The organism is Alkalibacillus flavidus, assembly GCF_040545925.1.
GTDB lineage: Bacteria > Bacillota > Bacilli > Bacillales > Alkalibacillaceae > Alkalibacillus > Alkalibacillus flavidus.
The window spans coordinates 76,870-103,712 of sequence record NZ_JBEPMX010000005.1; the positions used below are offsets into that span (position 1 = coordinate 76,870).

Genomic DNA, 26,843 nt, shown 5'->3' on the forward strand with positions numbered 1-26,843 from the left:
AAACCTCACTTTCTAAATAAAATATTTTTTATTTTCTTTGTGTAAGATCTCGTTGTATAAAGTGTTTCATCATTTTTAAGGTGAAGAATAATCCGACCACCAAACGTATATTCAAACCGTTTAACCCATTGTAAATTGACAATTTCAAATCGTGATATCCTTACGAAATGACTAGGAAGACGGGATTCAATTTCATAGAGCCTTTCCTGAACCTTTTGTTTACCAGATTCAGTGTTGGCATATACTGCTTTGTTTTCTGTAAAAAAGAAATGAATTTGATTTAATTCGATCGGCGAAAAACTTGATCCTTCCTGGGTAATAATCATATTCGACGGAAATGGATCCTCAAATAACTGACTGACTTTATCCACATACGAATGATGGGATTTAGTCCGTAAAATCGTTAAGTCATCAGGTAACGAATCATCGTACTCAACTTTTAATTCCATCAACTCATCCTTTCTGTGAAACATGTTTAATAATGTATTTAATTTAATTCACATTATATAAAAGGCATTAATATAACGGAAGGCAATTCAGATGAAACGTCCATGTGAAGTGACGAAATGCAAAGTGATTCTGATGAAGATACCTCTATCACAATTAAATGATCCAATCAGTTATTTAAATCAGTTTCACCTTGCGTTTAGTACCAGTTAATGGAATAATTTTATGTACACGCTGGCGTTCAAAAGTGTCTCTCATAGATGATAGGAGGAACGAGATGGATCACGAAGCTTTGTCCCAACGGTTCGAACGATTTGCTGAAGAATGCAATGGATCAAGTGAATTAGTGGAGGATTAGATTAGCTGTCATAAACAGGTGCTATTTCAAAATAGGCGACCCAGGCTTTGAAATCTATTAACAAAAACTTATCGTAAGAAGGAGTTTAAATGTGATTATAAAGGAGACTTTTTTTGATTGCAGACATGTATAAGCGCAGAGAAAAATTAGGTTATATTTTGTTAGCAGTTTTGTTACTTATTATAATAGGGTGGTCTCTTTTTCACCCACCTAAAACGACAACGCAATGGCTGGAGATGTTATTCTTTCTTTTTCCCATCGGCTTCATCTTCTCGGTCATTTTTATAAGTCGTTCACAGTACAATAAGGTGAAACACTTCGAGTTGCCAAATTCTGATCAAGAGCTTTTAAATCTCGATCACATCGTTATAAAAAAGGATGCAACTTTTATTCCTAGATTGTTGTTGTTTGAGAAAAATGGTAGGTATATTGGTATGATTAAACCAATAAAAATACCGTCATGGCTTTACCCATTAATCTTTTATCGGGATTCGTTTATTGAATTCATTCCATTATCATTTTCGTTTGTAACCCATGACGGAAAAACCCAATTCACCTTCCATAAAAAAGGTTGGCTTAAGCAAGTTAACCTGAATATCACAAACCAAGAACAGAATGATATCGGTACATATATACAGAAGGAATTAAATGCCCTATTCCATATAAAGGGACAATTATTTAACGAAAAAGAAGAACCCATTCTCTCAATTAAGGCATCAGGATTTTCTGGGAATTTTAGTTGGAAAGATGAAGATGGGAATCAGTGGGCTTACTTTTATAACGGAAAGTTTCCTCACGAATACACAAATGTATTTAGAGATATACAAAATGACATCGTGGAATTGTCGGATAAGTTGAACGAAGATGATAAGACTCGACTACTTGCAGTGATTGGCTATTTATTTATAGCGCGAGTGAAGCAATAAAGCTGGGGCCTTTTTTGAGATTCTAAAATATAAATTAACCGCTCAGATAATTTCTGAGCGGTTAATTTGATAATTGATTAAAACAAATCAAATTGAGATTTCCTTTTTGAACATAAAGTCACTTTATAATGGCCGTACTCTAGCCACGACTATTTCGTATTCGTAAATCCACCATCAATACGAATCACATCGCCATTCACATAACCAGCATTAGACGTCAGTAAAAACGTCACAAGTTCTGCGACTTCTTCTGGTGTGCCTAATCGTTTTTGTAGAATACCTTGTTCAGCGTTCTCCTTCATTTGTGGATTATTGTCGAAATACTGCTTAACCATCGGTGTTTCAGTTGGACCTGGTGCAATCGCATTCACACACAGACCATCTTTTGCATATTCAGCAACCATGCTCTTCGTCATACCCACAATGCCATGCTTTGTAGCGGAATAAGTAACGACTGTATCTTGTCCGATCACACCTGCGCTTGATGATGTATTCACAATCGATCCACCACCATTTTTCACCATGACATCTGCTACGTAATGCATGCCATAAAGGGCACCTAATAGGTTAATGCCGACGATCTTATCAATTTCTTCAATGTCTGTATCTAAGAAATACTGTCCACTTCCGGAAATCCCGGCGTTATTAAAGAAATAATCGATTGAACCAAATTGTTCAACGGTTTGATCGACATAGTTTTTGACCTCTTTTTCTTTCGACACGTCCGCTTTAATAAAGGTTGCATCAGCTCCCGCTTGTTTGACGATTTCAACAGTTTCCTGTCCACCTTCTTCATCAATATCGACGACCGCAATATTAATACCTTGTTCTGCTAGCTTTTTCGCAGTTGATTGACCTAAACCACTGCCGCCACCAGTAATAATAGCTGTTTGACTCATGATTATACCTCCTCTAAATGACTAATTTAGTATTCCATTATTTTGAAGAACTAAAACAAAGTGAGTCAGTTTGTTGTGACGAATATATGAAGCGTTTAGTTATTTCTTTCCCAAAATTATAACTACTTGAGATTCCTTTAATATGGTACAATGACATAAAATAAATATCCATTTTTTTCACAGTGAGTATGTCGATGATGACATAATCATGATTGGTCCATTGGAAGGAAGATTGATTTGAAGTTATTATCAAAGGGATTGTTTAGAGGGCTAATACCGCTTGTTTTATTATTCATCATTTCTTTATGGAATAGATTACAAGGGCAAGTAGAGGAATCAAATGTCTTCTTCTTTTACGGAGTCATTGCTTTTTTCTTAGGACTCAGCAGTGTCATATATGAAATCCCTCAATGGACATTTTCAAAACAAATCCTGGCTCATTATGGGGTCATGCTGTTTACGGTTTTCCCAACTATACTTCTTAGTGGTTTTTACCCTCTGAATTCCGTTACGAATTTTGTAAAAGTTTTTATTGAGTTTAATATGGTAGGAATTATTTTGTTTATCGCAACATACTTCGCTTCTAAGCTGATTAGGAAATTTAATCATGTGAAAACAGAATGAGTTTGTTATTGAACAATCGAGAATAGCATTTTTAATTGTGAAATAATGTTTAAGTAAGGAGGGATTTTGATGATGGTTGCAGCGCCTTTCTTAATGGCATTAATACCAGGGATTATTATTATGACACTTTCGTGGTGGTTCAATAAAAAAGATTTTCACCAATTTATAAGGATGTTACCTGGAATCTTACTAATTATAGCTGCTGTCGTTCTCTTCTATATCGGTTTTGTTACCATTAGAGGTTTCGAAGGGGCAGCTTATGGTTTACTTAGTTTCTTGTTAATTATTTTTGCATTTTTTTCTTTTGCAATCGGTAATAAGGACACTGATAAACAGTAGTTAAGCAGTTCATGCGTTAACAAGTGAGCTAATTGAAAAAAGTGAACATTTTCCGCTAAGAAAGTTGCCCTCTTTTTAGTTCAAATCGCATTAGATTATGATGAATTTTTCCAAAAGACTATGTCATCAAAAAAGAGGAAAGCACTCAGCTTCCCTCTTTAAGTAAAATCTATTCAATTTGACACCGAAAACGCCTGGTCTTCTTTGATACCTTGCGTTTCTTGAAATTCATCTAGTAATGCTCTGACTTCATCAGTCGATTCCGTCTCCATCAACTTGTTTCGAAGCGCACTTGCTCCGTGAAAGCCTTTGACATAGATTTTGAAGAAGCGACGTAACGGCTTAAAAATGCGTGGCTCAAGCTCTTCTGAATACTTGTCATGCAAATCAAGTTGCAATCTCAGTAAATCCAGTAATTCTTCACTCGTATGCTCTTGCTTTTCTGTTTCAAATGCGAATGGATTATGGAATACACCACGTCCAATCATAACCCCATCAACGCCGTATTTTTCAACAAGCTCTAAGCCTTTTTGTCGATCAGGAATATCTCCATTAATCGTTAGCAATGTATGCGGTGCTACTTCATCACGAAGTTTCTTAATCTCAGGAATGAGCTCCCAATGCGCATCATAGTTACTCATTTCTTTTTTCGTGCGTAGATGAATTGATAGGTTCGTAATGTCTTGCTCAAACAAATGCTTTAACCAATCATACCATTCATCTACGTACGTATAGCCTAAACGCGTCTTAACGCTAACAGGAAGACCACCTGCTTTGGCTGCTTCAATAAGGTCAGCCGCTAACTCAGGACGTTTGATGAGGCCACACCCTTTGCCTTTCGTCGCGACATTTGGCGCAGGGCACCCCATATTAATATCAATACCACGATAACCCATCTCAGCCATACCAATACTCATTTGGCGGAAATATTCCGGTTTATCGCCCCAAATATGCGCCACGATCGGCTGCTCGTCTTCGGTAAACGTCAAACGACCGCGCACACTATCACGTCCGTCTGGGTGACAATAGCTCTCTGAATTCGTAAACTCCGTAAAAAACACATCCGGCCGGGCCGCTTCACTAATCACGTGACGAAACACGACGTCCGTCACTGCTTCCATCGGCGCCAACACGAAAAACGGCTTCGGCAACTCATGCCAAAAATTATCTGTCATCATGCTTCGAACCCTTTCCTTGCGATTTCATTTATAAAATAAAGTCATTTATAATCTCTTTACTAAAACCATTATATACTTTAATAGGTTCAGGCTCAAAGTGCAAGGGAAATGCGACTGGAAAATATAAATAGCATATAATTGGTTTAATCATCTGACCTACTATTCGTTCTCTGCTTTAATATGCGATCGATTAACCAATAAAAAAATGTAGCTAAGGTCGTCGTAATGATGATGTCTAATAAAGTTTGATAAGATGAAGAAGAAATCAAAAAGTTATAAATCCAAAGACCCATTAACATAACTATAAAGAACGTCAAATAAAATAACACTTACTTTAAATCCCCCAAGTCTAGTTAGTCTAATTCAACAACTCGAGCAACATCATTGCCACATGCTTGACATTTACCTAGCAATACAATGCCGAGATCATGACCTTCTACCTTGAAGTCCGTGATCGTTGCATTACCTCTACATTTTGAACAAAAGACATTCGTCATCAACTTCTCTCGAATATCTTCTGGTATTGATAACCATTTTTTATTTACTTCCATCATTAACCCTTCTTTTCTAATAACGTAACCGACTCGACATGACTCGCCTGCGGGAACATGTCAACGGGTTGGATTTCTTTCGTCTCATAGCCTCCCTCAGCTAAATAACTCAAATCGCGTGCTAACGTCGATGGGTTACATGACACATAGACGATGCGCTTTGGTTCCATGTCGATCATCGCTTGTAGTAAGTTTTCATCACAGCCTTTGCGTGGTGGATCAACGACGACGACATCAGGATTGAGGCCTTGCGCTTTCCACCATGGCATCACTTTTTCTGCTTCGCCGACGTAAAATTCCGCATTATCAATATGGTTGCGTTTCGCATTCGCCTTCGCATCATCAACGGCTTGCGGGACGACTTCAACGCCGTACACTTTTTTCGCATGTTGCGCTAAGAAAAGCGAAATCGATCCAATGCCGCAATAAGCGTCAATAACCGATTCCTTCCCTGATAACTGAGCGTATTCTAACGCTTTATCGTACAGTTTCTCCGTTTGTTCAGGGTTTACTTGATAAAATGATTGCGCTGATATCGCAAATTCTAAATCGTGAATCTTATCGACTATCACGTCTTCTCCCCATAACGTATGGGAGGTTTCACCCATAATAACATTCGTTTCATCAGCATTAATATTTTGAATGATACCCTTAATATTCGGATTGAGCGCTTTGATCCGTTCAACAAAAGCATCCTGGTAAGGTAAATCTTTCGTTTTCGTCACGATCACGACCATCATCTCATCAGAATGGTACCCCGTCCGTAAAACAATATGGCGAATCACACCATCATGCGTTTCTTCGTCGTACGGTTCAATACCTAACTCAGCAATGATATCACGAATGCCGCGCACGACCTTATCATTATCATCGCTCTGGACAGGACACGTATCCATGTCGATAATGTTATGCGTTCGTTTTTGATAAAAGCCGGTCATCACTTTTCCGTATCGCTTACCGACTGGTATTTGAACTTTATTACGATAGTTCCACGGTTCTGTCATACCAATCGTTGGGTGGACTGGCACATCTGGCATTTGAGCGATTTTCTTCATCACATCTTGGACTTGTTTTTGTTTCATCGTTAATTGACGGTCGTAAGTCATATGTTGCAACTGACAACCACCACATTTGTAAAACACGTCACACGGCGGTTCTATACGATCGTCACTCGACTCATAGCGTTCAATCAGTTTGCCGAACGCTAAGTTTTTCTTCACTTTAATTACTTTGACCTTCGCTGACTCGCCTGGCAATCCGTACGGCACGAATATTGGATAGCCATCAATTTTCCCGACACCTTCTCCTTCGTGAGTCAGATCGCTAAACGTTAAATCAATATAGTCGTTTTTCTTTACTGGTGCATTCGCTTTTCCCATGGTCACCCGTCCTTCATGTTATCTCTTACCCATTATAGCTAAAACAAGGTAAGCTTTAAAGCTAAAATCCTTATCAATTTTTTGAAAATTTAATATATTCCGCTTTTCACTCCTAATGCCTAAAAAAAGAGACCTACAAAGAGGCCTCTATTATTCTTCTGGTAAAAAGAATTCAATATGTCGATATAAATTAGTAAACGTCCCAGGCAATTGCCCACCGTGTTCACCGTCCAAATTCAACTGGACGTCTTCATCTGATTCCACTGTAATCGATTGAGCGCGTGTGAAAATAATATGGTCATCATGAATATGATTACCCCGCAACGCTTTGTTAGCAATCATGACGAGTTCAGCTATATTCGTCGCTTTCATAATGAGTAAATCAAAATAACCATCATCCATCTCAGCTTCCGGGGCTAGTTTTTCAAAACCACCAATCGAATTTGTGTTGGCAATTAAAAATAACATCGTATCGCCTTCATACACTTGACCATCATAGTCTATTTTCATATGCGTCGGACGGATTGACGGTAACATTTCTATTCCTTTTAAGTAATAAGCGAGTTGTCCGATTGCGGTTTTGAGCTTGCTAGGCACTTCATACGTCAGTTCAGTCAGCTTGCCACCACCAGCAATATTCATGAAATGTTTATCGTTCGCTTGGCCGATATCGAGCTTTTTCGTAAAACCATTTAAAATAATATCTAGTGCAGCATGGACATCACGCGGGACACCAATTGCTCTAGCAAAGTCGTTCGTCGTCCCCATCGGAATGACGCCTAAAGCAGGTCGATACGATTGTCTCGCCATACCATCAACGACTTCATTGACTGTGCCGTCACCGCCAGCTGCAATAATCACATCAAACTCACGCTGACACGCGACAACAGCAGCGTCCTTTGCACAACCTTCTCCTGTTGTCGCATGAGCAGATGTTTCAAACCCAGCTTGCTCTAACCGTTCTAATACATCAGGAAGTGCTTTGCGCATCGCTTCACGCCCGGATGTTGGATTGTAAATCAATCGTGCTCGTTTTACTGTCATACCTTCACCTTCGTTTCTATTAACCGACGTCATAGCATCGTTTAATCGAGCCATTCCAACACTTCTAAACGATTGCCGAACGGATCGTGTACATAAATCCGTTTCGCACCAGGCAACTTCTGATCTTCTGTATACGTGACGAGGTTATCATCCAAGTGCTGTTTAAACGCATCCAAACCTGTTATCTCAAAAGCTGGATGCGCCTTTTCCGCAGGGTAAAATGACTCCTCGACACCAACGTGCAATTGCTGATCACCAAAAGCAAACCAGACACCACCGTTCGCTTTTAAAGCGTCTGGTTTCTCGATTTCGTCAAATCCTAATACACCAGCAAAAAACTGACGTGCTTCAGCTTCTGACTGTCTTGGGGCTGCTAATTGTACGTGGTCAATCCGTTTAAAGGTAAACGACATGTGACCACCTCCTCTCGCCTCAATCGCGTGTTATCGTTTGTCCATTTCTTCTAAAATAATCTTATTCACCATTGGCGGGTTCGCTTGACCTTTTGTTTCTTTCATCACTTGACCGACTAAGAAACCGAGCGCTTTATCTTTACCGTTCTTATAATCCTCAATTGACTGTTCGTTGTTATCTAAAATTCCTGTAATGATCTCGCGTAATTGATTTTCATCGGAAATTTGCACTAAGCCTTTATCCTTCACAATTTGTTCTGGATCGCCACCGTTTTGGACGAGCTCAGTCACGACTTTCTTCGCAAGTTTTGATGACAATGTACCTTCTTCGATTAAATCAACCATTTTGGCGAGGGCTTCAGGTGTGATCGGTAATTCATTTAACTCCAATTGCTGTTTGTTCATATAAGCCGAAATATCACCCATCAGCCAGTTCGTTGCTTGCTTCGCGTCAGCTCCGTGTTCAATGGTTGCCTCGAAGAAATCGGACATTTCTTTCGTATTCGTCAACACACTTGCGTCATACTCATCTAATCCGAGGTCATTCACGTAGCGATGGCGACGAGAGTCAGGCAACTCTGGGATTGCTTCACGAACACGCGTTTTCCAATCGTCATCAATATAAAGCGGAATTAAGTCAGGCTCTGGGAAATAACGATAGTCATCTGACCCTTCCTTCACACGCATTAAGACCGTTTCTTTCGTCTTCTCGTCATAACGGCGCGTTTCTTGAAGCATTTCGCCACCTTGACGTAATACTTTTTCCTGACGCTTCTCTTCAAACTCTAACCCTTTTTGCACGAAGTTAAACGAGTTTAAGTTTTTAAGCTCTGTCTTAACCCCGAACTCGTCTTGCCCGTATGGACGTAATGAAATATTCGCGTCACAACGGAGCGACCCTTCTTGCATTTTTACGTCAGATACGCCCGTGAACTGAATGATATTACGCAGCTTCTCTAAATAAGCATATGCTTCTTCAGGTGTACGAATGTCTGGTTCTGACACAATCTCAACCAGTGGGGTACCCTGACGGTTATAGTCAACGAGTGAGTAACCGTCATCACCGTGCGTTAATTTACCCGCATCTTCTTCTAAGTGAAGGCGCGTAATGCCAATTCGCTTCGTTTCACCGTTCACTTCTATTTCAATATAACCATTTTCACCGATCGGCTGATCAAATTGTGAAATTTGGTACGCTTTCGGGTTATCTGGGTAGAAATAGTTTTTCCGGTCGAACTTCGTGTTCGTAGCAATGTCGCAGTTCAATGCCATCGCCGCGGTCATCGCGTAATTGACTGCTTCTTCATTTAAAACAGGTAACACACCAGGGTAACCAAGGTCGATTGGGTTGACGTTACTGTTTGGTTCATCGCCAAATGCGTTCGGACTCGGGCTGAAAATTTTTGATTTCGTTTTTAATTCAACGTGGACTTCTAAACCAATCACTGTTTCGAAATTCATGACTTGGCACCTCCTAGTTGTGGTTGTTGTTTGTGATGATCAGTCGCTTGCTCATACGCATGCGCCACGCGGTACACGGTCGATTCATCGAAATGTTTACCGATAATTTGTAACCCGACAGGCATTTGATTCTCTGGATGGAAACCACAAGGCACTGAAATACCCGGAACACCTGCTAAGTTAACTGGGATCGTCATAATATCGTTCGCATACATGGTCAGTGGATCATCAATTTGATCACCAATCTTAAATGCTGTCGTCGGTGCTGTTGGGCCAATAACAACATCGTAGTTTTCGAAGATTTGGTCAAAGTCTTGTTTAATTAAAGTACGTACTTGTTGCGCTTTTTTATAATAGGCATCGTAATACCCTGAACTTAACGCAAACGTTCCGAGCATGATACGACGTTTGACTTCATCACCGAAGCCTTCGCTACGAGATTTCATAAACATATCCATCATATCTTCTGCATTCTCAGCACGGTTGCCGTAACGTACACCGTCGAAACGCGCCAAGTTGGCAGATGCTTCTGATGAGGCGATCATATAGTACGTTGCCACAGCATATTGAGAATGTGGAAGTGAGACTTCTTCCCACGTCGCGCCTTGTTGTTCTAGAACATTTAACGCTTCACGGACGCTCGCTTTCACGTTTTCATCAACGCCATCAGCAAAGTATTCTTTCGGTACCGCAATTTTCAAACCGTTCACGTCACCTGTTAACGCATCACTGTACGAAGGAACGTCAACGTTTGCACTCGTTGAATCCATTTTGTCTTGACCCGCGATCACTTCTAAAATACGCGCGTTGTCTTCAACAGTACGCGTTAATGGACCGATTTGATCAAGTGATGATGCGAAGGCAACCAGTCCGAAACGTGACACACGGCCGTATGTAGGCTTCATGCCGACAACACCACAATACGACGCTGGCTGACGAACCGAACCACCTGTATCAGACCCTAAGGCAAACGGTACTTGTCCAGCTGCAACGGCTGCGGCCGAACCACCGCTCGAACCACCTGGTACATAATCAGTGTTCCACGGATTACGCGTCACTTGCATACTCGAATTCTCTGTTGATGATCCCATCGCGAATTCGTCCATATTTAATTTACCAACATTAATCGCTTTAGCATCTGATAAATGTTGAACGACCGTTGCATCGTATAACGGATCGTCCAAATTCGATAGCAATTGGCTGGAACATGTCGTGCGCAATCCTTTCGTTACGATATTATCTTTAATTCCGATCGGCATACCGAAAAGCGGTAAGTGTTGTTCATCTTCGACCGCTTCATCTAATGCTTTCGCTTCCTGTAAAGCATTCTCTTCATTTAACGTCACAAACGCTTGAACGTCATCGTCCGTTTCACGAATTCGATCATAAACAGCTTGAACGAGTTCCGTTACAGTTAAATCTTTTTGATTTAGTTTCGTTTGTAACTCTTTTATAGATAAGTCTAAAACAGACATCGCAATTGTCCCTCCTTATTAGTCTAAAATTGATGGCACACGGAATTGACCATCTTGTTGATCCGGCGCATTTTTAAGTGCGTCTTCTTTAGAAATCCACTCTTTTGGTTCATCTTGACGCATCACATTTTTCATATCTAACACATGTGTCGTTGGCTCAACATCTGTTGTATCGAGCTCGTTTAGTTGTTCGGAAAAATCGATAATCGCACTCAATTGCTCACTATATTTCTCAGATTCTTCCTCAGAAATGGCGAGACGAGCAAGATTAGCGACGTGTTTTACTTGATCTTTTGATATTTTCGACATCCATGACACCTCCGTCCATATTTCACTTCACAATACTATTCATCATAGCAAATTTTCCATCACAATGGCAATATTTTCACCACGCTTATTATATCATTTATTGCCCGGGAAATATGAATGATTTTGCAGGAAATGATCGAAAATGTGCGATAAATTTCTAAAGATAAATTGTCAGATTTATATGACAAGGCAGACAATATCATATATAATATTATTTAGACTTACGAAATATTTTATTGGAGGTTTTTGAATCATGGCGAATCGATTAACGAGACAGGAAGTCCCAACAGAACAAACGTGGGCATTAGACGATTTATTTCAATCAAATGAAGAATGGGAACAAGCGTTAAGTGAATTAGACCAATTAACACCTAACGTGACTCAATATAAAGGACGCCTTAACGAAGGGGCCGATGTGTTAAAGGCATGTCTTGACGCCCAAGCCGAATTGCAAAAGAAAATGATTCGCGTTGGAACGTATGCGAACTTGCGCTCATCTGAAGACGGCACGAACCCAGACAACCAAGCAATGTCAGCGAAAGTGTCTTCTGCATTTGCGAAAATCCAATCAGAGCTTGCTTTCTTCGACTCAGAAGTATTGACTTTACCAGATGGGACGATCGAACAATATTTAAACGAACACGATGAACTGAAAATCTATCAAAACACATTAGAAGACTTGCTGAAACGTAAACCTTATACGCTAGCACCTGAAACAGAAGAAGTCCTCGCATCATTAGGTGAGATCCACTCGGCACCTTATATGATTTATCAACGCAGCAAATCATCCGATATGGATTTCGAATCGTTCACGACAAGTGACGGCACCGAATATACGAATTCATTTGCGTTGTACGAAGACGAATACGAAATGTCAGCCGACACTGAAGTTCGTCATAAAGCCTACGAATCGTTTGTGAACACATTAAAGCAATACGAAAACACATACGCTGCGACCTATGCGACGCAAGTAAAAAAGGAAGTCGCATTATCTCGAGCACGCGGTTATGAATCAGTTACACAAATGTTACTGCAACCACAAAAAGTAACAGAAGAGATGTATCACAACCAACTTAACGTCATTCAAGAAGAACTCGCGCCCGTGATGCGTCGTTTTGCGAAACTCAAACAAGAAGCATATGGATTAGACAAACTCCATTTTGCTGATCTAAAAGCACCTTTAGATCCCGAATTCAATCCTGAATCATCTTATGAAGACGTCTCCGAGACAATCTTAGAAGCGCTAAAAGTAATGGGACCTGAGTATACAAGTATTATTGAGCGTGGTCTAAATGAGCGTTGGGTAGATTATGCTGATAACGTCGGTAAATCAACAGGTGCATTCTGCGCAAGCCCTTACGGTGTTCACCCGTATATTTTATTAACCTTTACTGGTCAAATGCGTGGTGCCTTTACATTAGCACATGAACTCGGTCATGCAGGTCATTTATATTTAGCTAATGAAAATCAACACCTCTTCAACACCCGTCCATCGACTTACTTTATCGAAGCACCATCGACGATGAACGAATTATTATTGGCTGATCATTTGCTAGAGAACACTGATGACCCGCGCAAACGTCGTTGGATTGTCCTACAACTATTAGGGACGTACTATCATAACTTTGTCACACACTTGCTTGAGGGCGAATTCCAACGCCGTGTTTACGCTCTAGCAGAACAAGGCGATCCGCTAACAGCGAGTACGTTAAAACAACAAAAAGGAGAAACACTTCGCAACTTCTGGGGCGATGATGTCGAAATCGATGAAGGCGCTGAGCTCACATGGATGCGTCAACCGCACTATTACATGGGCTTATACCCATACACTTATTCAGCCGGCTTAACCGCTTCAACTGCTGTTTCACAGTTATTCAAAGAAGAAGGCCAACCTGCGATTGATCGTTGGTTAGAAGTATTGAAACTTGGCGGATCAAAAACGCCACAGGAACTTATGAAATATGCAGGCGTTGATATGACGACACCTGAACCAATTAAGAAGGCTGTTTCATACGTCGATTCACTTGTGACAGAAGTCGAAAAGAGTTATCAAACACAATAAAACCGTTCTATCCCCGTTTGACTTAAGATCAAACGGGGATTGTTTGTTTATAAAGGTTTCAATTATGTTATAGTATGGCTAAACTATGACATATAGGGAGTTGTCTTAATGAAACGCGTAGCAATATCGCATAGTGGCGGCAAAGATTCAATGCTAGCTTTGCACTATATGTTAAAACGAGATGATGTTATAGTCGATCGTTTAATGACAACAGTCGACGAAAACGACCATCGTGCAAGCGTTCACGAAACCGACGAAGCATTACTCGACCTACAAGCTGAAGCACTGGGGCTCCCACTACAAAAAATATACTTACCTACATCACCTTCAAATGAAGAGTATCACGCCCGCATGCGTGAAGGGTTAACACAAGCTGAGCAAGATGGTATCACACATATCGTATTTGGCGACATTAATCTATCCGATGTACGCACCTTTCGCGAAAATCAGTTAGAAGGGTTAACACTCGAAGCAATCTTTCCACTTTGGCAACAATCAACTGCTCACTTAATCGACGACTTTTTAACGTTAGGCTACGACACATGGATCACGACGATTGATCCGAATCGTGTTCCTAAACCATTTTTAGGGAGGTCATTAAATCGTCAGACGTTACAAGCATTGCCGGATACAGTCGATCCATGTGGCGAAAACGGCGAATTTCATACATTTGTCGTCAGTGGCCCTTTACTCAAACGAGCATTACCGGTTCAATTAAGCGATTTTATGTCAGAAGGGCCTTTTTATCATTATCGTGATGTGTATATTAAAGATTGATTATGGCAGGAATTGATGTGGTTAATAGCGAATGACTAAAGACAAAGGAAAAAAGAGGAGTGATTCAAGTATGGGAAGCATTGAGCTTGATATGGTAGTCAGTAGTAGTTTAGACGCTTTGAAAGTATATGAAAACGTGTTTGACCTCGAAGACGTGAAGGCAACCGATTTACCTGAAGGGCAAAATGAAGTACTATTTACTTTATATGGTATGCAATTTCATTTATTAGACGAAAATCGTGAGGCCTTTTTAGTAGCGCCATCTTCAGAAAACCCCAACACTAGTTGGGTAAATATAACCGTTGATGATATTAACAAAACTTATCAACTAGCTATGGATCAAGGTTGCATCGAGATTCAACCTGTTACTGAGATGACTGATTTTGGCTTATCCAACGCCATTTTCATGGATCCATTTGGGTACATGTGGATGTTACATGAAGTGCATGAATAAACGACATTCGAAGAACGCGCTGCGATGTGGGAAGAATCACAGAAATAGTAATATTTTATTTTAAAAAAGCCTTAAGATTGTCCGGACAATCTTAAGGCTTTTATAAATCACTTCAACGCTTCGCTCACATCATACTGTGTTAAATCTAAATCAATCTCTTCCCCTAATGCCAAATCAGCTAACACAGACCCAAGAAACGGCCCTGCGGTTAAACCCGTTGCGCCAAGTCCATTAGCGACGAATAAGCCTTCGTAGCCAGGCATCGGTCCAATGATCGGCAAGAACCCTGGTGTGTACGGACGAAAGCCTACACGCGTTTCTAAAATCGAGGCGTCTTCTAAGCCAGGCGCAATCGTTAAGGCTTGGTCAAGAATATCGCGAATCCCACTTGCGGTCGTACGGTAATCAAATCCAGCATAATCCGTCCGTGTCGCTCCTGCGACGATTCGACCGCCTGCAAATGTTAATAAATAGCCGTTGCTTGGTGGCATAACGACAGGCCAATCACCCGTATCTTCACCGACTAAATCTAAGTGAACGATTTGTGCGCGTTGTGGTGTGACGTCGTAATCAATACCGACGGGTTTCACAAGCTGTTTCGACCAGGCACCGGCTGTATCGATCACTTGGTCCGCATCAATGATGTCACTTTGTACGCCAACTTGTGTGATTCTATCCCCGTCCGCAATTAAACTCGCCTCACCGGTGCGAACCGTTGCGCCATAATGAATCGCACCTGATAACAGAGCATCGCGCATCGCACGACCATCGACGCGTGCACCGCCGCTCACATAAACGCCACCGTAAGCATCTGAAATCGGCGGAAACATGTCGCGTACTTCTTCTGGAGATAGTCGCTTAATCTCACCAATTTCCGGGGCACCTTCACGTCGTTTTTCAGCACGTTCAACCATTTGATCAAGCTTATGACCATCCGTATGTAAACTAATCGTGCCCACTTGTTTATAACCTGTTTTCCGCATACCTTTTGCCTTTAGTTGTTCGACAAGGTCTGGATAATAACGTGCCCCTCGTTTGACTAATTCGTACCATGCTTTATTTCTACGTTGTGATAACCACGGGCAAACGATACCTGCTGCTGCATCCGTTGCTTGACCTTCATCTTTTCGATCTATAATGGTGACGTCTTCACCTTTTTTCGCTAAATGATAGGCAGTAGAAGCACCTAATATGCCACCGCCGACAACGACCGTCGTCATATGCTCAATCCTTTCTCCTGGCTACTAAAATGGTTTCGTAATCATTAATATTATAATAACAATAAACAGTGTGTTTTCGAAATATTCCACGCGATATAATTTGTTCGCTAAACGGTGGTATTCTTCAGTAATTTGCTCGCCTGTTGCCTGTTCAAGTAACTGTTTAACCGGCTTCGAATACCATTTTAAAACAGTCGGCCCCATGGCTAAAGCAATCAAATATAAACTAAGGCTTATGACATACCAACCTTGTTGAAACAACGGTGGATTAATCGCTCCCATCCAAAGGCCTGTGATTAAGAGTAATGTGCCACCAGCCATCACAAAATAGTGGAGTTGCCGTTTAATCGTGTAACCATGCCTGAGTTCTGGTAGAGTTGTAGCAGATTTCGTTACTCGTGTTAAAACAAACCCCGGCCCCATTCCGATAATAGCTGATACAATATGGGTTAAGACAAGCCATTCATACAACGACATGGTAACACCTCCACCCTCATTATAGCGCAAATATATTTGAACCGCCCGTGACAAATCGTGACAACAAGCGTACAATTTAAAGTCATAGGAGTGATTAACATGCAACGACTCATGTTCGAACCTAAATGGGATAAAACCATTGCCGACCAAGACCGAAAATGGATTAAAGCCCAATTCAATCAACTTATATTTGCCGATGATTCAAGTATTCAATTCACTATCTTGAAACATGCTTATAATCATCGCAACCATTTACTCGTCACGGTTTTAATTCATAACCTAAGTGATCAACCTGTCAGATTAGATAGCACAATCATTGATTGGGCAAACCAAGCAACAGGCACGTTCACCGTCCCCATCGACATCCAAGCTAAACATTCAATGCCTTGGACGTTCATCTTCACCGATTATAAAACGCCGATTGATGAAGACGATGAGCTAGTTATTCGCGGTTGGTGCAAGAAATCCTGATTTTGAATCAAGGCTCAAAGAGTTTGAGTCAAGGCATAATAAAAATGATGCAAGCCAATAAAAAGTTGATGCAAGATTCTCAAATTATGATGCAACACTGTAGATAAAAGTAAAACCTCTCGAGAGACATCAGTCTTCCGAGAGGTTTTTTTGTTGATTTATAGCATTTCAGACACTGTCTTACCTTGCATAAAGTTGTAAAGGTAATCAGGTCCGCCTGCTTTTGAATCCGTACCAGACATGTCAAAACCACCGAATGGGTGATAACCGACGATTGCTGCTGTACAACCACGGTTGAAGTAAAGGTTACCTACGTGGAAGTCTTCGCGAGCAATTTCTAAATGGTTACGGTTGTTCGAAATTACCGCACCTGTTAGACCGTAGTCTGTATTGTTCGCAATGTCGATTGCTTCGTTAAAGTCTTTCGCTTTCGTGAAGCCAACGACTGGTCCGAAGATTTCTTCTTGTTGCATACGTGATTGTGGATCTAAATCAGCGAAAATGGTTGGATTCACGTAATAACCATTTGTATCGTCGCCGTCACCACCGACAACTAAGCGGCCTTCTTCTTTGCCAACGTCCATGTATCCCATAATTTTGTCGTAAGCGCTTTGATCAATGACAGCACCCATGTAATAGTTCTCTTTCGACGTATCACCAATCGATAGACCTTTTGTGATTTCAGCGACACGTTCAAGCACTTGGTCATAGACATCTTGATGCACCACTGCGCGCGAACCAGATGAACATTTTTGACCAGAGAAATCAAAAGCTGATTGTGCGATCGATTGAGCAGCTAATTCTAAATCAGCTTCACTGTCAACGACGATCGTGTCTTTACCGCCCATTTCAGCGACAACACGTTTCAACCATTTTTGACCTGGTTGAATCTTCGCTGCTTTCTCATGGATACCAACACCTACATCGCGAGATCCTGTAAAGCTTACAAAACGTGTTCTAGGATGCTCAACTAAGTAGTCACCCACTTCACTACCGCTACCTGGGATGTAGTTGATAACACCTGATGGCATGCCCGCTTCTTCTAACACTTCCATGAACTTATACGCAATAACAGGCGAGTTCGATGCAGGTTTTAATAAGACGGTATTACCTGTTACCATCGGCGACACAGCTGTACCACACATGATCGCGAACAATAAGTTCCATGGTGAAATCACAAGACCAACACCTAGAGGAATATAAGTAAAACGGTTGTTTTCGATTGGGCGACTGTTTACTTCGCCGCCTTTTGCGATTTCTAACATTTGACGACCGTAATATTCTAAGAAGTCAATGCCTTCTGCGACGTCACCATCTGCTTCTTTCCACGCTTTACCAGACTCTTTAATGGCCCATGCGTTGAATTCATATTTACGTCGACGAACAATCGCTGCCGCGCGGAATAAAATGTCTGCGCGCATTTCAGCCGTCGATTTGCGCCACCATTCGAACGTTTCATCTGCTACGTTCATCGATTTTTCAGCTAGCTCTTGGTCTGCTTTTGATACGGTTCCGACCACTTCTTGTTTATTGTTTGGATTAATCGATGTGATCTTTTTCTCTGTATAAATACGTTCTCCACCAATAATAAGTGGATAATCTTGACCGAGTTCTTGTTCCACTTGGCGAAGAGCAGCTTCTTGCTTTTTAGCGTTTTCTTCAATTGAAAAATCTGTGAATGGTTCGTGCTTGTAAGGTTGTACCATGAGAAATGCCTCCTATTAACGATTTTACGCCATGTAATAGCGCTTCCATAAACCATTTTAAACGAACACGTCACGCTAATCAAATAAAATTGCAGTTTTTTCAGATAAAAAAAGCAACGTTCCTTGCCATATGTTGCAGGAACGTTGCATTCGCTTTGAAATAACTTGCAATACTTTAATCATGATAAATGTGATAAGTGATATCTTCTTCACCAGCTTGTCTGAACAGCACAGCTTCCTGACGCGATGGAGATTCAACAGCCACTTCGACATCAAAGTATGACGGGAAGTGCTCCATCATAAGCGAAGCCGCATGTTGGGTGAATCCGTTAATTTCTTGTTTGCCGTGAAATTCAACCGGGATATTAATCGATAACTCTTGCAATTCACCGTCTTTGTAAAAGCCTCGGCCGATGACCCCAATATAGTTCGGAAAGAAATCGGATACGTCACGTCTAAAGCCCGTAAACATCTCAGAATCTTCGTAGTAATCACTTTCAGCTTCACTTGACGGGAATAAAACCGTCTTTTCATCAAGCGATTGCCAATCACTTACGAGCATATCATTCGGTTCTACGACCGCTTTCGATACATAAGACCCTGGAACTGACGCGTTAGGGCTGTTTTCACGATATAACGCGACCATAATCGGGATGTCTTGTAATTCTTCATAGTCTTCCCGAATACGTTGGACAATTGTATCGGCTGTTTCCTTTCCAATCGTCAGCATTTCTTCTTCACTAATCTGAACGTCATTTGTCGGGCCATAGTCCACACTAAATTGATATTTTGATTTAAGCGCAATCCCAATTGACATACCTGCAATCTCAACGCGGTTTTCTTCTTCGCGCGTTAAAAAGTTTTGCTCTAATATATGCGACACCACACGCGGGTTTTTTTCTTGATACGTTTCTAATTCATCCCTAATGGCTTCTATGTCATCTTCAGCTTCAGCATTGTCTAATTCGTCTCTTAAATCATTCGGTTTATCGGGATTGACGTCATCAATCCAATCATAAACCGTATTCTCAGCTAAATATTGACCTTCTTGAAACAAATAATCGTCAGGGGAAAATGTGTCCTTCGATAAACGAGTTAACCCTTGTTCGAACTCATCAATATCATAACGATTCGAAATTTGATTTGTCACTGTTCCTCTTGCTGCACTCAGTTGATACGGCAAGACCATGCGATAATCGTTTGTATCTAATTGATCAGGAGAGACAATCATTTGTTGTTCTTCTTCCGTTTGCGTTTGCTGTTCGTCATTATTGTCTTGCACCACTTCTTCTTCGGAATTAAAGTTTGGCGTACAAGCTGATAGTATAATGACGAACATAAGCAGGGCAAACCCTTTCTTTAATAATGCCAATTCTTACGCCTCCAATGTCTCTAACAATTGCGCTTCATCCCAAATGGACACATTTAAGTCAACGGCTTTGTCATATTTTGACCCAGCATCGTCACCTGCGATTAGAATATCCGTTTTCTTACTGACACTCCCTGTCACTTGACCGCCTAATGCTTCAATTTGAGCTTTAATGTCTTGTCGGTTCATATCAGTGAATTTGCCTGTAATGACCACTGTTTTATCATAAAACGGCGAATCCTCACTTGCCTCAACGATTTCACCTAAATAGGTCATGTTTAAGCCGAGCGATTTCAATTCGTCAATCAATTGTTTAACTTGGTCTTGTTCAAAATACGTCGCAATCGAAGCTGCCATTTTGTCACCAATATCAGGTACCGCTTCGAAATCATCCTTATCCGCTTCCATAAGAGCATCCATCGTACCAAATTGTGCAGCTAATGTGTCCGCGGCTTTACTACCGACAAAGCGAATGCCGAGACCGAATAATAATCGTTCGAGCGAGTTATCTTTCGACGTTTCAATCGCTTTCAGTAAATTATCAACCGATTTCTGTCCCATACGTTCTAGTGGTAATAAATCATCTGGCGTGAGCTTATATAAGTCAGCAATCGTTTGGATTAATTCATGATCAAACAGTTGCTCGATGACTTTTTCACCTAAGCCGTCAATATTCATCGCATTGCGTGACACAAAGTGAATCAATCCTTCTTTCAGTTGAGCCGGGCAGTTTGGGTTCACACAACGCCAGGCGACTTCACCCCCCGGTTGCTCAAGTGGCTCACCGCATTCAGGACAGTTTTCAGGCATGCGGAACACTTGTTCATTGCCTGTTCGTTCATCTGTCACGACTCTGACGACTTCTGGGATAATGTCACCCGCTTTTTTAATAATGACGGTATCATGCAAGCGAATGTCTTTTTCAATAATTAAATCTTCATTATGAAGCGACGCACGTTGTACAGTTGTACCCGCAACTTGTACTGGTTCTAAAATAGCAGTCGGTGTCACAGCACCTGTACGTCCGACGCTTAACTCAATATCGTGTAACGTCGTGACCGCTTCCTCGGCAGGGAACTTATAAGCGATCGCCCAGCGCGGACTTTTCGCGGTGAAACCGAGCCGTTCTTGTAAATCAATCGAATCAACTTTAATCACAATCCCGTCGATCTCATAATCAAGCTCGTGTCGTTTCACTGTCCAATCTTCCGTAAATTGAATGACGTCTTCGATCGATTCGAACGTCTCGGTTTCCGGGTTTGTTTTAAAGCCGAGTTCTTTCATATACTTTAGCCGTTCACTATGCGAAGCGGTCGTTGCGGCTTCCCATTCACCAACACTGTATAAAAAGATATCTAAATTACGGCGTGCTGCAATTTTCGGATCGAGTTGTCTTAAGGAACCAGCGGCCGCATTACGCGGGTTGGCAAACGGTTCTTCGCTATTCGATTCCCGCGCTTCATTCAATGCTAAAAACGACCGTTTCGGCATAAAGACTTCCCCTCGCACTTCGATCGTTTCTTCTTCACGAATCTTAAGCGGGATACTTTTGACCGTCTTTAAGTTTTGCGTAATATCTTCGCCCGTTTTGCCGTCACCACGCGTGGCCCCGCGGACGAATTGGCCATTTTCATACAATAATGAAACCGCTAAACCGTCAATTTTAAGCTCACAAACATAACGTACTTGATCGCCGACACGTTCTTTGACGCGGCGGTCGAAGTCTCGTAGTTCTTGTGCGTTAAACGCATTTCCGAGGCTTAACATCGGCACGTTATGATCGACTTTCACGAATTGATCAAGCGGCTCCGCGCCTACACGTTGAGTCGGCGAATCAGCCGTTTGAAATTCCGGGTACTCGTCTTCTAAATTGATCAGCTCGCGGAATGTCTTATCGTAATAGTCGTCTGAGACCGTTGGGTTATCGAGTACATGATATTCGTAATTATATTGATGTAGTTCGTCTTGTAACGCTTGAATGCGTTGTTTTGCTTCGTCACGTGTCATATCCACGCCACTCCTCGTTATAATTTTTCGACTGGGGCAAATTGGGCTAACAAACGCTTAATGCCAACAGGAGCAGGGAATGCGATATCGACTTCGGCATTGCCGCCTGTCCCTTCAACTTTCACAATCGTTCCTTCTCCCCACTTTTTATGCTTCACTTTATCGCCGATTTGGAACGTTTCAGGGTCGTTTGGTTGCTCCTTAATCGTCTTCGCACGACGCTTCGGCTGCGGTTGTTTCGGTTCATTTTTCGAATCAGCTAACGCCTGGATCGCGTCTTCAAATGATTCATTCTGTTGTCCAGACGCTTGCTTAATTTCGCCTTCCACTTGGCGTAGTTCATCCGGCACTTCGTCAATAAAGCGACTGCGCTGGTTAAATTGCGTTCTGCCAAATAGCGTTCGCATCGAGGAATACGTTAAAAATAACCGCTGCTCAGCCCGCGTTATACCAACATACGCAAGACGGCGTTCTTCTTCCATTTCTTCTTCATCGAACAACGACCTGCTGTGCGGGAAAATATTTTCTTCGAGTCCTATTAAGAACACAACCGGGAATTCAAGCCCTTTCGCCGCATGGAGCGTCATTAGTGTCACTTGTTCTTGCGCGTCATCGTCTGATTGATCGAGATCACTCACGAGCGCTAAATCGGTTAAAAAGGCAAGTAAACTTGTATCGTCATTCGCTTCTTCAAACTGACGCGTTACCGTTTTGAATTCTTCTAAGTTTTCTAGGCGACTTTGCGATTCGAGCGATTTGTCTTGCTGTAACATATCTTCATAGCCTGATTTTGATAGTACTTCATCAACGATTTCCGTTACACTTAGAAACTGTTGTTGCGACTGCCAATTTTCAATTAAGTGGCGGAATGATTGTAGTTGCTGACCAGCTTTTTTGCTAACGCCGACTAAGGCAATATCTTGAACCGCTTCAAACAGCGATAAATCATGCATTTCGGCATGCATTTGCAGTTTATCGATCGACGTTTTTCCTACCCCGCGCTTTGGCACGTTCACGACGCGTAGAAAACTGATATCATCATTCGGGTTCGTAATTAAACGCAAGTACGCGAGCAAATCTTTAATTTCTTTACGGTCGTAGAATTTCGTACCGCCGATGATTTGGTACGGGATGTCAGATTTCACGAACACATCCTCCATCGCACGCGACTGGGCATTCGTACGGTATAAAATGGCAATATCGTCATAACTAAAGCTGTGCTCTTGCGTCAATTCTTGAATTTGATCAAGTACATAACGCGCCTCTTGCTTCTCGTCACGCGCTTCATATAAGCGAATACGCTCGCCACCATCATTCTCCGTCCACAATTCTTTCGGCTTGCGCGACGTATTGCGCTCAATCACATCATTCGCCGCCTGCAAAATCGTCTTCGTCGAACGGTAGTTTTGTTCTAAGAAAATCGTTTTCGCATTCGGATAATCATTTTCAAACGACAAAATATTATAAATATCCGCTCCGCGCCACTTATAAATCGATTGGTCGGAATCGCCGACGACGCATAAGTTTTCGAAACGATCGGCTAATTTTTTGACGAGCTGATACTGCGCTTTGTTCGTATCTTGGTACTCATCAACGTGAATATATTGAAAACGGTTCTGATAATATTGCAGCACGTCAGGTACACGGTCAAATAAGAAAAACGTTTCCATAATTAAACTATCAAAATCGAGTGCACTATTTTTACGCAAAATGGTTTCATACGTATCATAGACTGATGCAACCTGCTCTTCATAGTAATTATTCGCTTGTTGCTTCATCTGTTTTGGCGTGATGAGCTGGTTTTTCGCCTGGCTAATCGCCCCTTGCATCGCGCGTGGTTCATACTGCTTCGGGTCCAAGTTTTGAATGCGTAGCGCTTCTTTGATCGCTGTCTTCTGGTCGGTCGCATCGTAAATCGCAAAGTTACGATCAATGCCAATACGGTCACCATCTCGGCGTAAAATCCGCACACATAACGAGTGGAACGTTGACATAATGATATCTTTCGCTTCTTCGCCGACAAGTTTCTCGACACGATCCTTCATTTCGCGCGCTGCTTTATTCGTAAACGTAATCGCTAAAATATTGTAAGGCTGAATTCCTTTTTCCGCGAGTAAATACGCAATACGGTGCGTTAATACTCGTGTTTTACCACTGCCTGCACCTGCCATAATGAGAAGTGGTCCTTCTGTATGTTTAACCGCCTTCTGTTGTTCGGGGTTCATCGCGTTTAATATATCGTTCATCGTCATACTCATGACATTCCCACCTTTTATCGTTCTACTTGCTTGACGGCTTCTACCGTTTCAATCGCTCGGTCAATATCGCGGTAAATCACATCACCGACGACGACAATTTGCGCATGTTCAGCCATGGCCTGAGCTTCTGCTTTCGTCTCGATGCCGCCCCCGTAAATAAGCGTCGTTCGGTTAAGTTCATGACTAACACGTTCGACCAAATCCACGTCGCCATAGGTCCCGCTGTACTCCAAATACATAATTGGCAGCGGCATTAAATGCTCAATTAACCGTGCATAAGCGACGACATCATCTGTCGTCACAGGCTTTGCGTTTGTATATTGATACGCTTTAGAAGCTGGATTTAACATGACGTAACCTTCCATATACAGCTCGTCCCACTCAATCCAGTCGCCGTATGTTTTGACCGCTTCGTGGTGTAAATCAATCATCCACTGTTTATCGCCACTGTTTAACACAGTCGGAATCACATAATAATCAAACCCAGGGGTAATCGAATCAAGGTTTGACACCTCTAATAAACATGGCAACTTAAATCGTCTGACGCGTGCTAATAAATTAACTACATCGTCTAGCGTCACGCCATCCGTCCCGCCAATCATAATCGCATCTGTCCCTGATTGGCACACGTGATGTAAATCGCTATCTGTTATGTATTTGTTCGGATCTAACTTAAACACGTGACGCCACGCGTTAAACGGATCAGTCACACTTATTCCTCCATCATCGTTCTAACCTTATCTATTATACCAAAAAACACCCTCACCTTTCATCGACCAGCCTAAGAAAAGTGATAATCTGTTAACGAAAACGTTGAGAAAAGATGCATGGTATGCTACTATATATGAGAATAAATGAATAAACGTATGATGACGATGAAGGATTAATAGTAGCATAACCCGCTACCAACGAGCGATTCAGGGATGGTGTGAGCCTGGAGTAAGGTGATGTGAAACGGCAATCTGGAGTGATCGCCTGAAAGTGGATGCAAATGCATCAATCAGGGTGGAACCGCGGGAAATACACTCTCGTCCCTGAGCTATTCGATTAGCTCAAGGGGCGGGAGTTTTTTAATGGATTAGCAACAACTATAGGAGGTTTTTCTAATGGCACAAGACATGGAACATATCGTGAATCACTGTAAACATCGTGGTTTTATTTTCCAAGGCTCCGAAATCTACGGTGGCCTAGCAAACACATGGGATTATGGCCCACTCGGTGTTGAACTGAAGAAAAATTTAAAAGACGCATGGTGGAAAAAGTTCGTCCAAGAATCGCCGTACAATGTCGGACTTGATTCAGCAATTTTAATGAACCCGAAAACGTGGGAAGCGAGCGGTCATTTAGGGAACTTCAACGACCCGATGATCGACTGTAAAGAGTGTAAATCACGCCACCGCGCCGACCATTTAATCGAAAACCATTTCGAAGCAAAAGGTGAAGAACGTGTCGTCGACGGCTTACCATTCGACGAACTCGTGAAAATTATTGAAGAAGAAGGCATTACGTGCCCTGATTGTGGTTCGAGTGACTTCACGGACATCCGCCAGTTCAACTTAATGTTTAAAACGTATCAAGGCGTAACGGATGATTCATCTGACGAAATTTACATGCGACCAGAAACAGCACAAGGTATCTTCGTCAATTTCAAAAACGTTCAGCGTACGATGCGTAAGAAGCTACCATTCGGCATCGCTCAGATCGGTAAAAGTTTCCGTAACGAAATTACACCAGGTAACTTCATTTTCCGTACACGTGAATTCGAACAAATGGAAATGGAATTCTTCTGCAAACCAGGCGAAGAACATAATTGGTTCGATTATTGGCTCGACTTTTGCCATAACTGGTTACTCAACTTAGGTCTAGATCAAGAGAAAGTTCGTCGCCGCGAACACGATGAAGACGAGCTGTCCCACTACAGTAACGCAACGACTGATTTAGAATACGAATTCCCATTCGGTTGGGGCGAATTATGGGGCGTCGCTTCCCGTACAGATTACGACCTAAAACAACATGCTGAACATTCTGGTGAAGACATGGAATATATCGACCAAGAAACAAATGAACGTTATATCCCATATGTCATCGAACCAGCCTTAGGTGCGGATCGTCTAGCACTGTCATTTTTAACAGACGCTTATGAGGAAGAAGAACTTGAAGATGGTTCATCACGTACAGTGATGCATTTCCATCCAGCTGTTGCACCCTTTAAAGCAGCGGTCTTCCCATTATCGAAAAAACTAGCTGACGAAGCACAAGAGGTTTTCCAGGATTTAGCTCAAGACTTCATGGTCGACTATGACGACGCTGGCTCAATCGGTAAACGCTACCGCCGTCACGACGAAATCGGTACACCTTATTGCATCACCTATGATTTCGATTCCAAAGAAGACGGCCAAGTCACTGTCCGTAACCGTGACACCATGGAACAAACCCGCATGCCAATCGCGGATTTGAAAGACTTTTTGCAAGATAAAATTCAATACTAATAGGGAAGGACCGCATGCGAGCATGCGGTCCTTTTTATAACATTCGGTTTTCGCCGATAAAATCACTTATTTCGCCGATAACCTATTCAATTTCGCTGTAAAAACTAAGAATTTCGCTGATAGATTTGCAAATTTCGCCGATAAACCTCT

The 26,843-nt window shown here is 41.9% G+C and carries 25 protein-coding genes; 8 read left to right on the forward strand and 17 right to left on the reverse strand.

The genetic code is table 11. The annotated features are described in order from the left end of the window. Positions 1-5 precede the first annotated feature (5 nt). On the reverse strand, positions 6-449 hold the full coding sequence (locus ABID56_RS06255) for a LytTR family DNA-binding domain-containing protein (RefSeq protein WP_354219767.1): 444 nt from the start codon (positions 447-449) through the stop codon (positions 6-8). A gap of 469 nt (positions 450-918) precedes the next feature. Between ABID56_RS06255 and ABID56_RS06260 the strand changes: the two genes are divergently transcribed. Continuing rightward, positions 919-1,731: a hypothetical protein gene (locus tag ABID56_RS06260; RefSeq protein ID WP_354219768.1), complete on the forward strand. Its 813-nt coding sequence runs from the start codon at positions 919-921 to the stop codon at positions 1,729-1,731. A 149-nt stretch (positions 1,732-1,880) separates the two neighbouring features. Here the strand turns inward: ABID56_RS06260 and ABID56_RS06265 are convergent, their stop codons facing one another. Then, positions 1,881-2,630 carry an SDR family NAD(P)-dependent oxidoreductase gene (locus ABID56_RS06265; RefSeq protein WP_354219769.1) on the reverse strand — a complete coding sequence of 250 codons (750 nt, stop codon included), beginning with the start codon at positions 2,628-2,630 and terminating at the stop codon, positions 1,881-1,883. Between the two features lie 237 nt (positions 2,631-2,867). Between ABID56_RS06265 and ABID56_RS06270 the strand changes: the two genes are divergently transcribed. Beyond that, positions 2,868-3,254, forward strand: coding sequence for a DUF3021 family protein (locus ABID56_RS06270; protein ID WP_354219770.1), 387 nt, complete (start codon positions 2,868-2,870; stop codon positions 3,252-3,254). 69 nt (positions 3,255-3,323) lie between these two features. Then, positions 3,324-3,593 (forward strand): YesK family protein, encoded by a 270-nt coding sequence (locus tag ABID56_RS06275; RefSeq protein WP_354219771.1) that lies wholly within the window; start codon positions 3,324-3,326, stop codon positions 3,591-3,593. A 173-nt stretch (positions 3,594-3,766) separates the two neighbouring features. Here ABID56_RS06275 and ABID56_RS06280 read toward each other — a convergent pair whose 3' ends face one another. The 8 genes from ABID56_RS06280 to gatC all read right to left on the reverse strand — a co-directional run bounded on the left by ABID56_RS06280 (position 3,767) and on the right by gatC (position 11,403). Next, positions 3,767-4,768 (reverse strand): tRNA dihydrouridine synthase, encoded by a 1,002-nt coding sequence (locus ABID56_RS06280; RefSeq protein ID WP_354219846.1) that lies wholly within the window; start codon positions 4,766-4,768, stop codon positions 3,767-3,769. Between the two features lie 356 nt (positions 4,769-5,124). After that, on the reverse strand, positions 5,125-5,322 hold the full coding sequence (locus ABID56_RS06285) for a hypothetical protein (RefSeq protein ID WP_354219772.1): 198 nt from the start codon (positions 5,320-5,322) through the stop codon (positions 5,125-5,127). A 2-nt stretch (positions 5,323-5,324) separates the two neighbouring features. Further along, the gene (gene rlmD, locus ABID56_RS06290) at positions 5,325-6,701 is read right to left on the reverse strand and encodes a 23S rRNA (uracil(1939)-C(5))-methyltransferase RlmD (RefSeq protein WP_354219773.1); all 1,377 of its coding nucleotides are present in this window, start codon (positions 6,699-6,701) and stop codon (positions 5,325-5,327) included. A 150-nt stretch (positions 6,702-6,851) separates the two neighbouring features. Further along, positions 6,852-7,799: a diacylglycerol kinase gene (locus ABID56_RS06295; RefSeq protein WP_354219774.1), complete on the reverse strand. Its 948-nt coding sequence runs from the start codon at positions 7,797-7,799 to the stop codon at positions 6,852-6,854. Beyond that, the gene (locus tag ABID56_RS06300; protein ID WP_354219775.1) at positions 7,787-8,158 is read right to left on the reverse strand and encodes a VOC family protein; all 372 of its coding nucleotides are present in this window, start codon (positions 8,156-8,158) and stop codon (positions 7,787-7,789) included. Before ABID56_RS06300 ends, ABID56_RS06295 begins: the two co-directional genes overlap by 13 nt. 30 nt (positions 8,159-8,188) lie before the next feature. After that, positions 8,189-9,619 (reverse strand): Asp-tRNA(Asn)/Glu-tRNA(Gln) amidotransferase subunit GatB, encoded by a 1,431-nt coding sequence (gatB, locus tag ABID56_RS06305; RefSeq protein ID WP_354219776.1) that lies wholly within the window; start codon positions 9,617-9,619, stop codon positions 8,189-8,191. Beyond that, positions 9,616-11,094 (reverse strand): Asp-tRNA(Asn)/Glu-tRNA(Gln) amidotransferase subunit GatA, encoded by a 1,479-nt coding sequence (gene gatA, locus ABID56_RS06310; protein ID WP_354219777.1) that lies wholly within the window; start codon positions 11,092-11,094, stop codon positions 9,616-9,618. The genes gatB and gatA overlap by 4 nt, the downstream gene beginning before the upstream one ends. 18 nt (positions 11,095-11,112) lie before the next feature. Then, positions 11,113-11,403: an Asp-tRNA(Asn)/Glu-tRNA(Gln) amidotransferase subunit GatC gene (gene gatC, locus ABID56_RS06315; protein ID WP_354219778.1), complete on the reverse strand. Its 291-nt coding sequence runs from the start codon at positions 11,401-11,403 to the stop codon at positions 11,113-11,115. 253 nt (positions 11,404-11,656) lie between these two features. On the opposite strand from gatC, the gene pepF reads away from it, so the two are divergent. The 3 genes from pepF (at position 11,657) to ABID56_RS06330 (ending at position 14,696) form a co-directional block, all read left to right on the forward strand. Then, positions 11,657-13,465: an oligoendopeptidase F gene (pepF, locus tag ABID56_RS06320; protein ID WP_354219779.1), complete on the forward strand. Its 1,809-nt coding sequence runs from the start codon at positions 11,657-11,659 to the stop codon at positions 13,463-13,465. A gap of 108 nt (positions 13,466-13,573) precedes the next feature. Continuing rightward, positions 13,574-14,242 carry a Dph6-related ATP pyrophosphatase gene (locus ABID56_RS06325; protein ID WP_354219780.1) on the forward strand — a complete coding sequence of 223 codons (669 nt, stop codon included), beginning with the start codon at positions 13,574-13,576 and terminating at the stop codon, positions 14,240-14,242. Positions 14,243-14,312: 70 nt separating this feature from the next. Beyond that, positions 14,313-14,696 carry a VOC family protein gene (locus tag ABID56_RS06330; protein WP_354219781.1) on the forward strand — a complete coding sequence of 128 codons (384 nt, stop codon included), beginning with the start codon at positions 14,313-14,315 and terminating at the stop codon, positions 14,694-14,696. A gap of 107 nt (positions 14,697-14,803) precedes the next feature. Here ABID56_RS06330 and ABID56_RS06335 read toward each other — a convergent pair whose 3' ends face one another. Then, positions 14,804-15,916: an NAD(P)/FAD-dependent oxidoreductase gene (locus tag ABID56_RS06335; RefSeq protein WP_354219782.1), complete on the reverse strand. Its 1,113-nt coding sequence runs from the start codon at positions 15,914-15,916 to the stop codon at positions 14,804-14,806. A 24-nt stretch (positions 15,917-15,940) separates the two neighbouring features. Next, the gene (locus tag ABID56_RS06340; RefSeq protein ID WP_354219783.1) at positions 15,941-16,393 is read right to left on the reverse strand and encodes a DUF2269 family protein; all 453 of its coding nucleotides are present in this window, start codon (positions 16,391-16,393) and stop codon (positions 15,941-15,943) included. A gap of 99 nt (positions 16,394-16,492) precedes the next feature. Here ABID56_RS06340 and ABID56_RS06345 point away from each other — a divergent pair, with 99 nt between their 5' ends. Next, complete coding sequence (locus ABID56_RS06345; RefSeq protein ID WP_354219784.1) at positions 16,493-16,864, forward strand: SLAP domain-containing protein; 372 nt, start codon at positions 16,493-16,495, stop codon at positions 16,862-16,864. Between the two features lie 158 nt (positions 16,865-17,022). Here the strand turns inward: ABID56_RS06345 and pruA are convergent, their stop codons facing one another. The 5 genes from pruA to pcrB all read right to left on the reverse strand — a co-directional run bounded on the left by pruA (position 17,023) and on the right by pcrB (position 24,914). Beyond that, positions 17,023-18,570 (reverse strand): L-glutamate gamma-semialdehyde dehydrogenase, encoded by a 1,548-nt coding sequence (gene pruA, locus ABID56_RS06350; protein WP_354219785.1) that lies wholly within the window; start codon positions 18,568-18,570, stop codon positions 17,023-17,025. A 175-nt stretch (positions 18,571-18,745) separates the two neighbouring features. Beyond that, positions 18,746-19,942 carry a CamS family sex pheromone protein gene (locus ABID56_RS06355; RefSeq protein ID WP_354219786.1) on the reverse strand — a complete coding sequence of 399 codons (1,197 nt, stop codon included), beginning with the start codon at positions 19,940-19,942 and terminating at the stop codon, positions 18,746-18,748. Between the two features lie 3 nt (positions 19,943-19,945). Beyond that, entirely contained in the window at positions 19,946-21,946 is a 2,001-nt protein-coding gene (ligA, locus tag ABID56_RS06360) for an NAD-dependent DNA ligase LigA (protein ID WP_354219787.1), read from the reverse strand. A gap of 17 nt (positions 21,947-21,963) precedes the next feature. Then, positions 21,964-24,204 (reverse strand): DNA helicase PcrA, encoded by a 2,241-nt coding sequence (gene pcrA / locus ABID56_RS06365; RefSeq protein ID WP_354219788.1) that lies wholly within the window; start codon positions 24,202-24,204, stop codon positions 21,964-21,966. A 14-nt stretch (positions 24,205-24,218) separates the two neighbouring features. Beyond that, entirely contained in the window at positions 24,219-24,914 is a 696-nt protein-coding gene (gene pcrB, locus ABID56_RS06370; protein ID WP_354219789.1) for a heptaprenylglyceryl phosphate synthase, read from the reverse strand. Positions 24,915-25,310: 396 nt separating this feature from the next. Here pcrB and ABID56_RS06375 point away from each other — a divergent pair, with 396 nt between their 5' ends. Continuing rightward, positions 25,311-26,693 (forward strand): glycine--tRNA ligase, encoded by a 1,383-nt coding sequence (locus tag ABID56_RS06375; RefSeq protein ID WP_354219790.1) that lies wholly within the window; start codon positions 25,311-25,313, stop codon positions 26,691-26,693. Positions 26,694-26,843 lie beyond the last annotated feature (150 nt).

Coding starts and splice junctions, on each gene's coding strand:
- ABID56_RS06335 (WP_354219782.1), bottom strand. CDS start 15,916: ATGACGACGGTCGTTGTCGGCGGTGGCATATTAGGTGCTTCTACTGCC.
- ABID56_RS06325 (WP_354219780.1), top strand. CDS start 13,574: ATGAAACGCGTAGCAATATCGCATAGTGGCGGCAAAGATTCAATGCTA.
- gatC (WP_354219778.1), bottom strand. CDS start 11,403: ATGTCGAAAATATCAAAAGATCAAGTAAAACACGTCGCTAATCTTGCT.
- ligA (WP_354219787.1), bottom strand. CDS start 21,946: ATGACACGTGACGAAGCAAAACAACGCATTCAAGCGTTACAAGACGAA.
- ABID56_RS06275 (WP_354219771.1), top strand. CDS start 3,324: ATGATGGTTGCAGCGCCTTTCTTAATGGCATTAATACCAGGGATTATT.
- pcrA (WP_354219788.1), bottom strand. CDS start 24,204: ATGAGTATGACGATGAACGATATATTAAACGCGATGAACCCCGAACAA.
- ABID56_RS06375 (WP_354219790.1), top strand. CDS start 25,311: ATGGCACAAGACATGGAACATATCGTGAATCACTGTAAACATCGTGGT.
- pruA (WP_354219785.1), bottom strand. CDS start 18,570: ATGGTACAACCTTACAAGCACGAACCATTCACAGATTTTTCAATTGAA.
- ABID56_RS06300 (WP_354219775.1), bottom strand. CDS start 8,158: ATGTCGTTTACCTTTAAACGGATTGACCACGTACAATTAGCAGCCCCA.
- ABID56_RS06295 (WP_354219774.1), bottom strand. CDS start 7,799: ATGGCTCGATTAAACGATGCTATGACGTCGGTTAATAGAAACGAAGGT.
- ABID56_RS06285 (WP_354219772.1), bottom strand. CDS start 5,322: ATGGAAGTAAATAAAAAATGGTTATCAATACCAGAAGATATTCGAGAG.
- gatB (WP_354219776.1), bottom strand. CDS start 9,619: ATGAATTTCGAAACAGTGATTGGTTTAGAAGTCCACGTTGAATTAAAA.
- ABID56_RS06345 (WP_354219784.1), top strand. CDS start 16,493: ATGCAACGACTCATGTTCGAACCTAAATGGGATAAAACCATTGCCGAC.
- ABID56_RS06280 (WP_354219846.1), bottom strand. CDS start 4,768: ATGACAGATAATTTTTGGCATGAGTTGCCGAAGCCGTTTTTCGTGTTG.
- ABID56_RS06255 (WP_354219767.1), bottom strand. CDS start 449: ATGGAATTAAAAGTTGAGTACGATGATTCGTTACCTGATGACTTAACG.
- pepF (WP_354219779.1), top strand. CDS start 11,657: ATGGCGAATCGATTAACGAGACAGGAAGTCCCAACAGAACAAACGTGG.
- rlmD (WP_354219773.1), bottom strand. CDS start 6,701: ATGGGAAAAGCGAATGCACCAGTAAAGAAAAACGACTATATTGATTTA.
- ABID56_RS06330 (WP_354219781.1), top strand. CDS start 14,313: ATGGGAAGCATTGAGCTTGATATGGTAGTCAGTAGTAGTTTAGACGCT.
- gatA (WP_354219777.1), bottom strand. CDS start 11,094: ATGTCTGTTTTAGACTTATCTATAAAAGAGTTACAAACGAAACTAAAT.
- ABID56_RS06340 (WP_354219783.1), bottom strand. CDS start 16,393: ATGTCGTTGTATGAATGGCTTGTCTTAACCCATATTGTATCAGCTATT.
- ABID56_RS06265 (WP_354219769.1), bottom strand. CDS start 2,630: ATGAGTCAAACAGCTATTATTACTGGTGGCGGCAGTGGTTTAGGTCAA.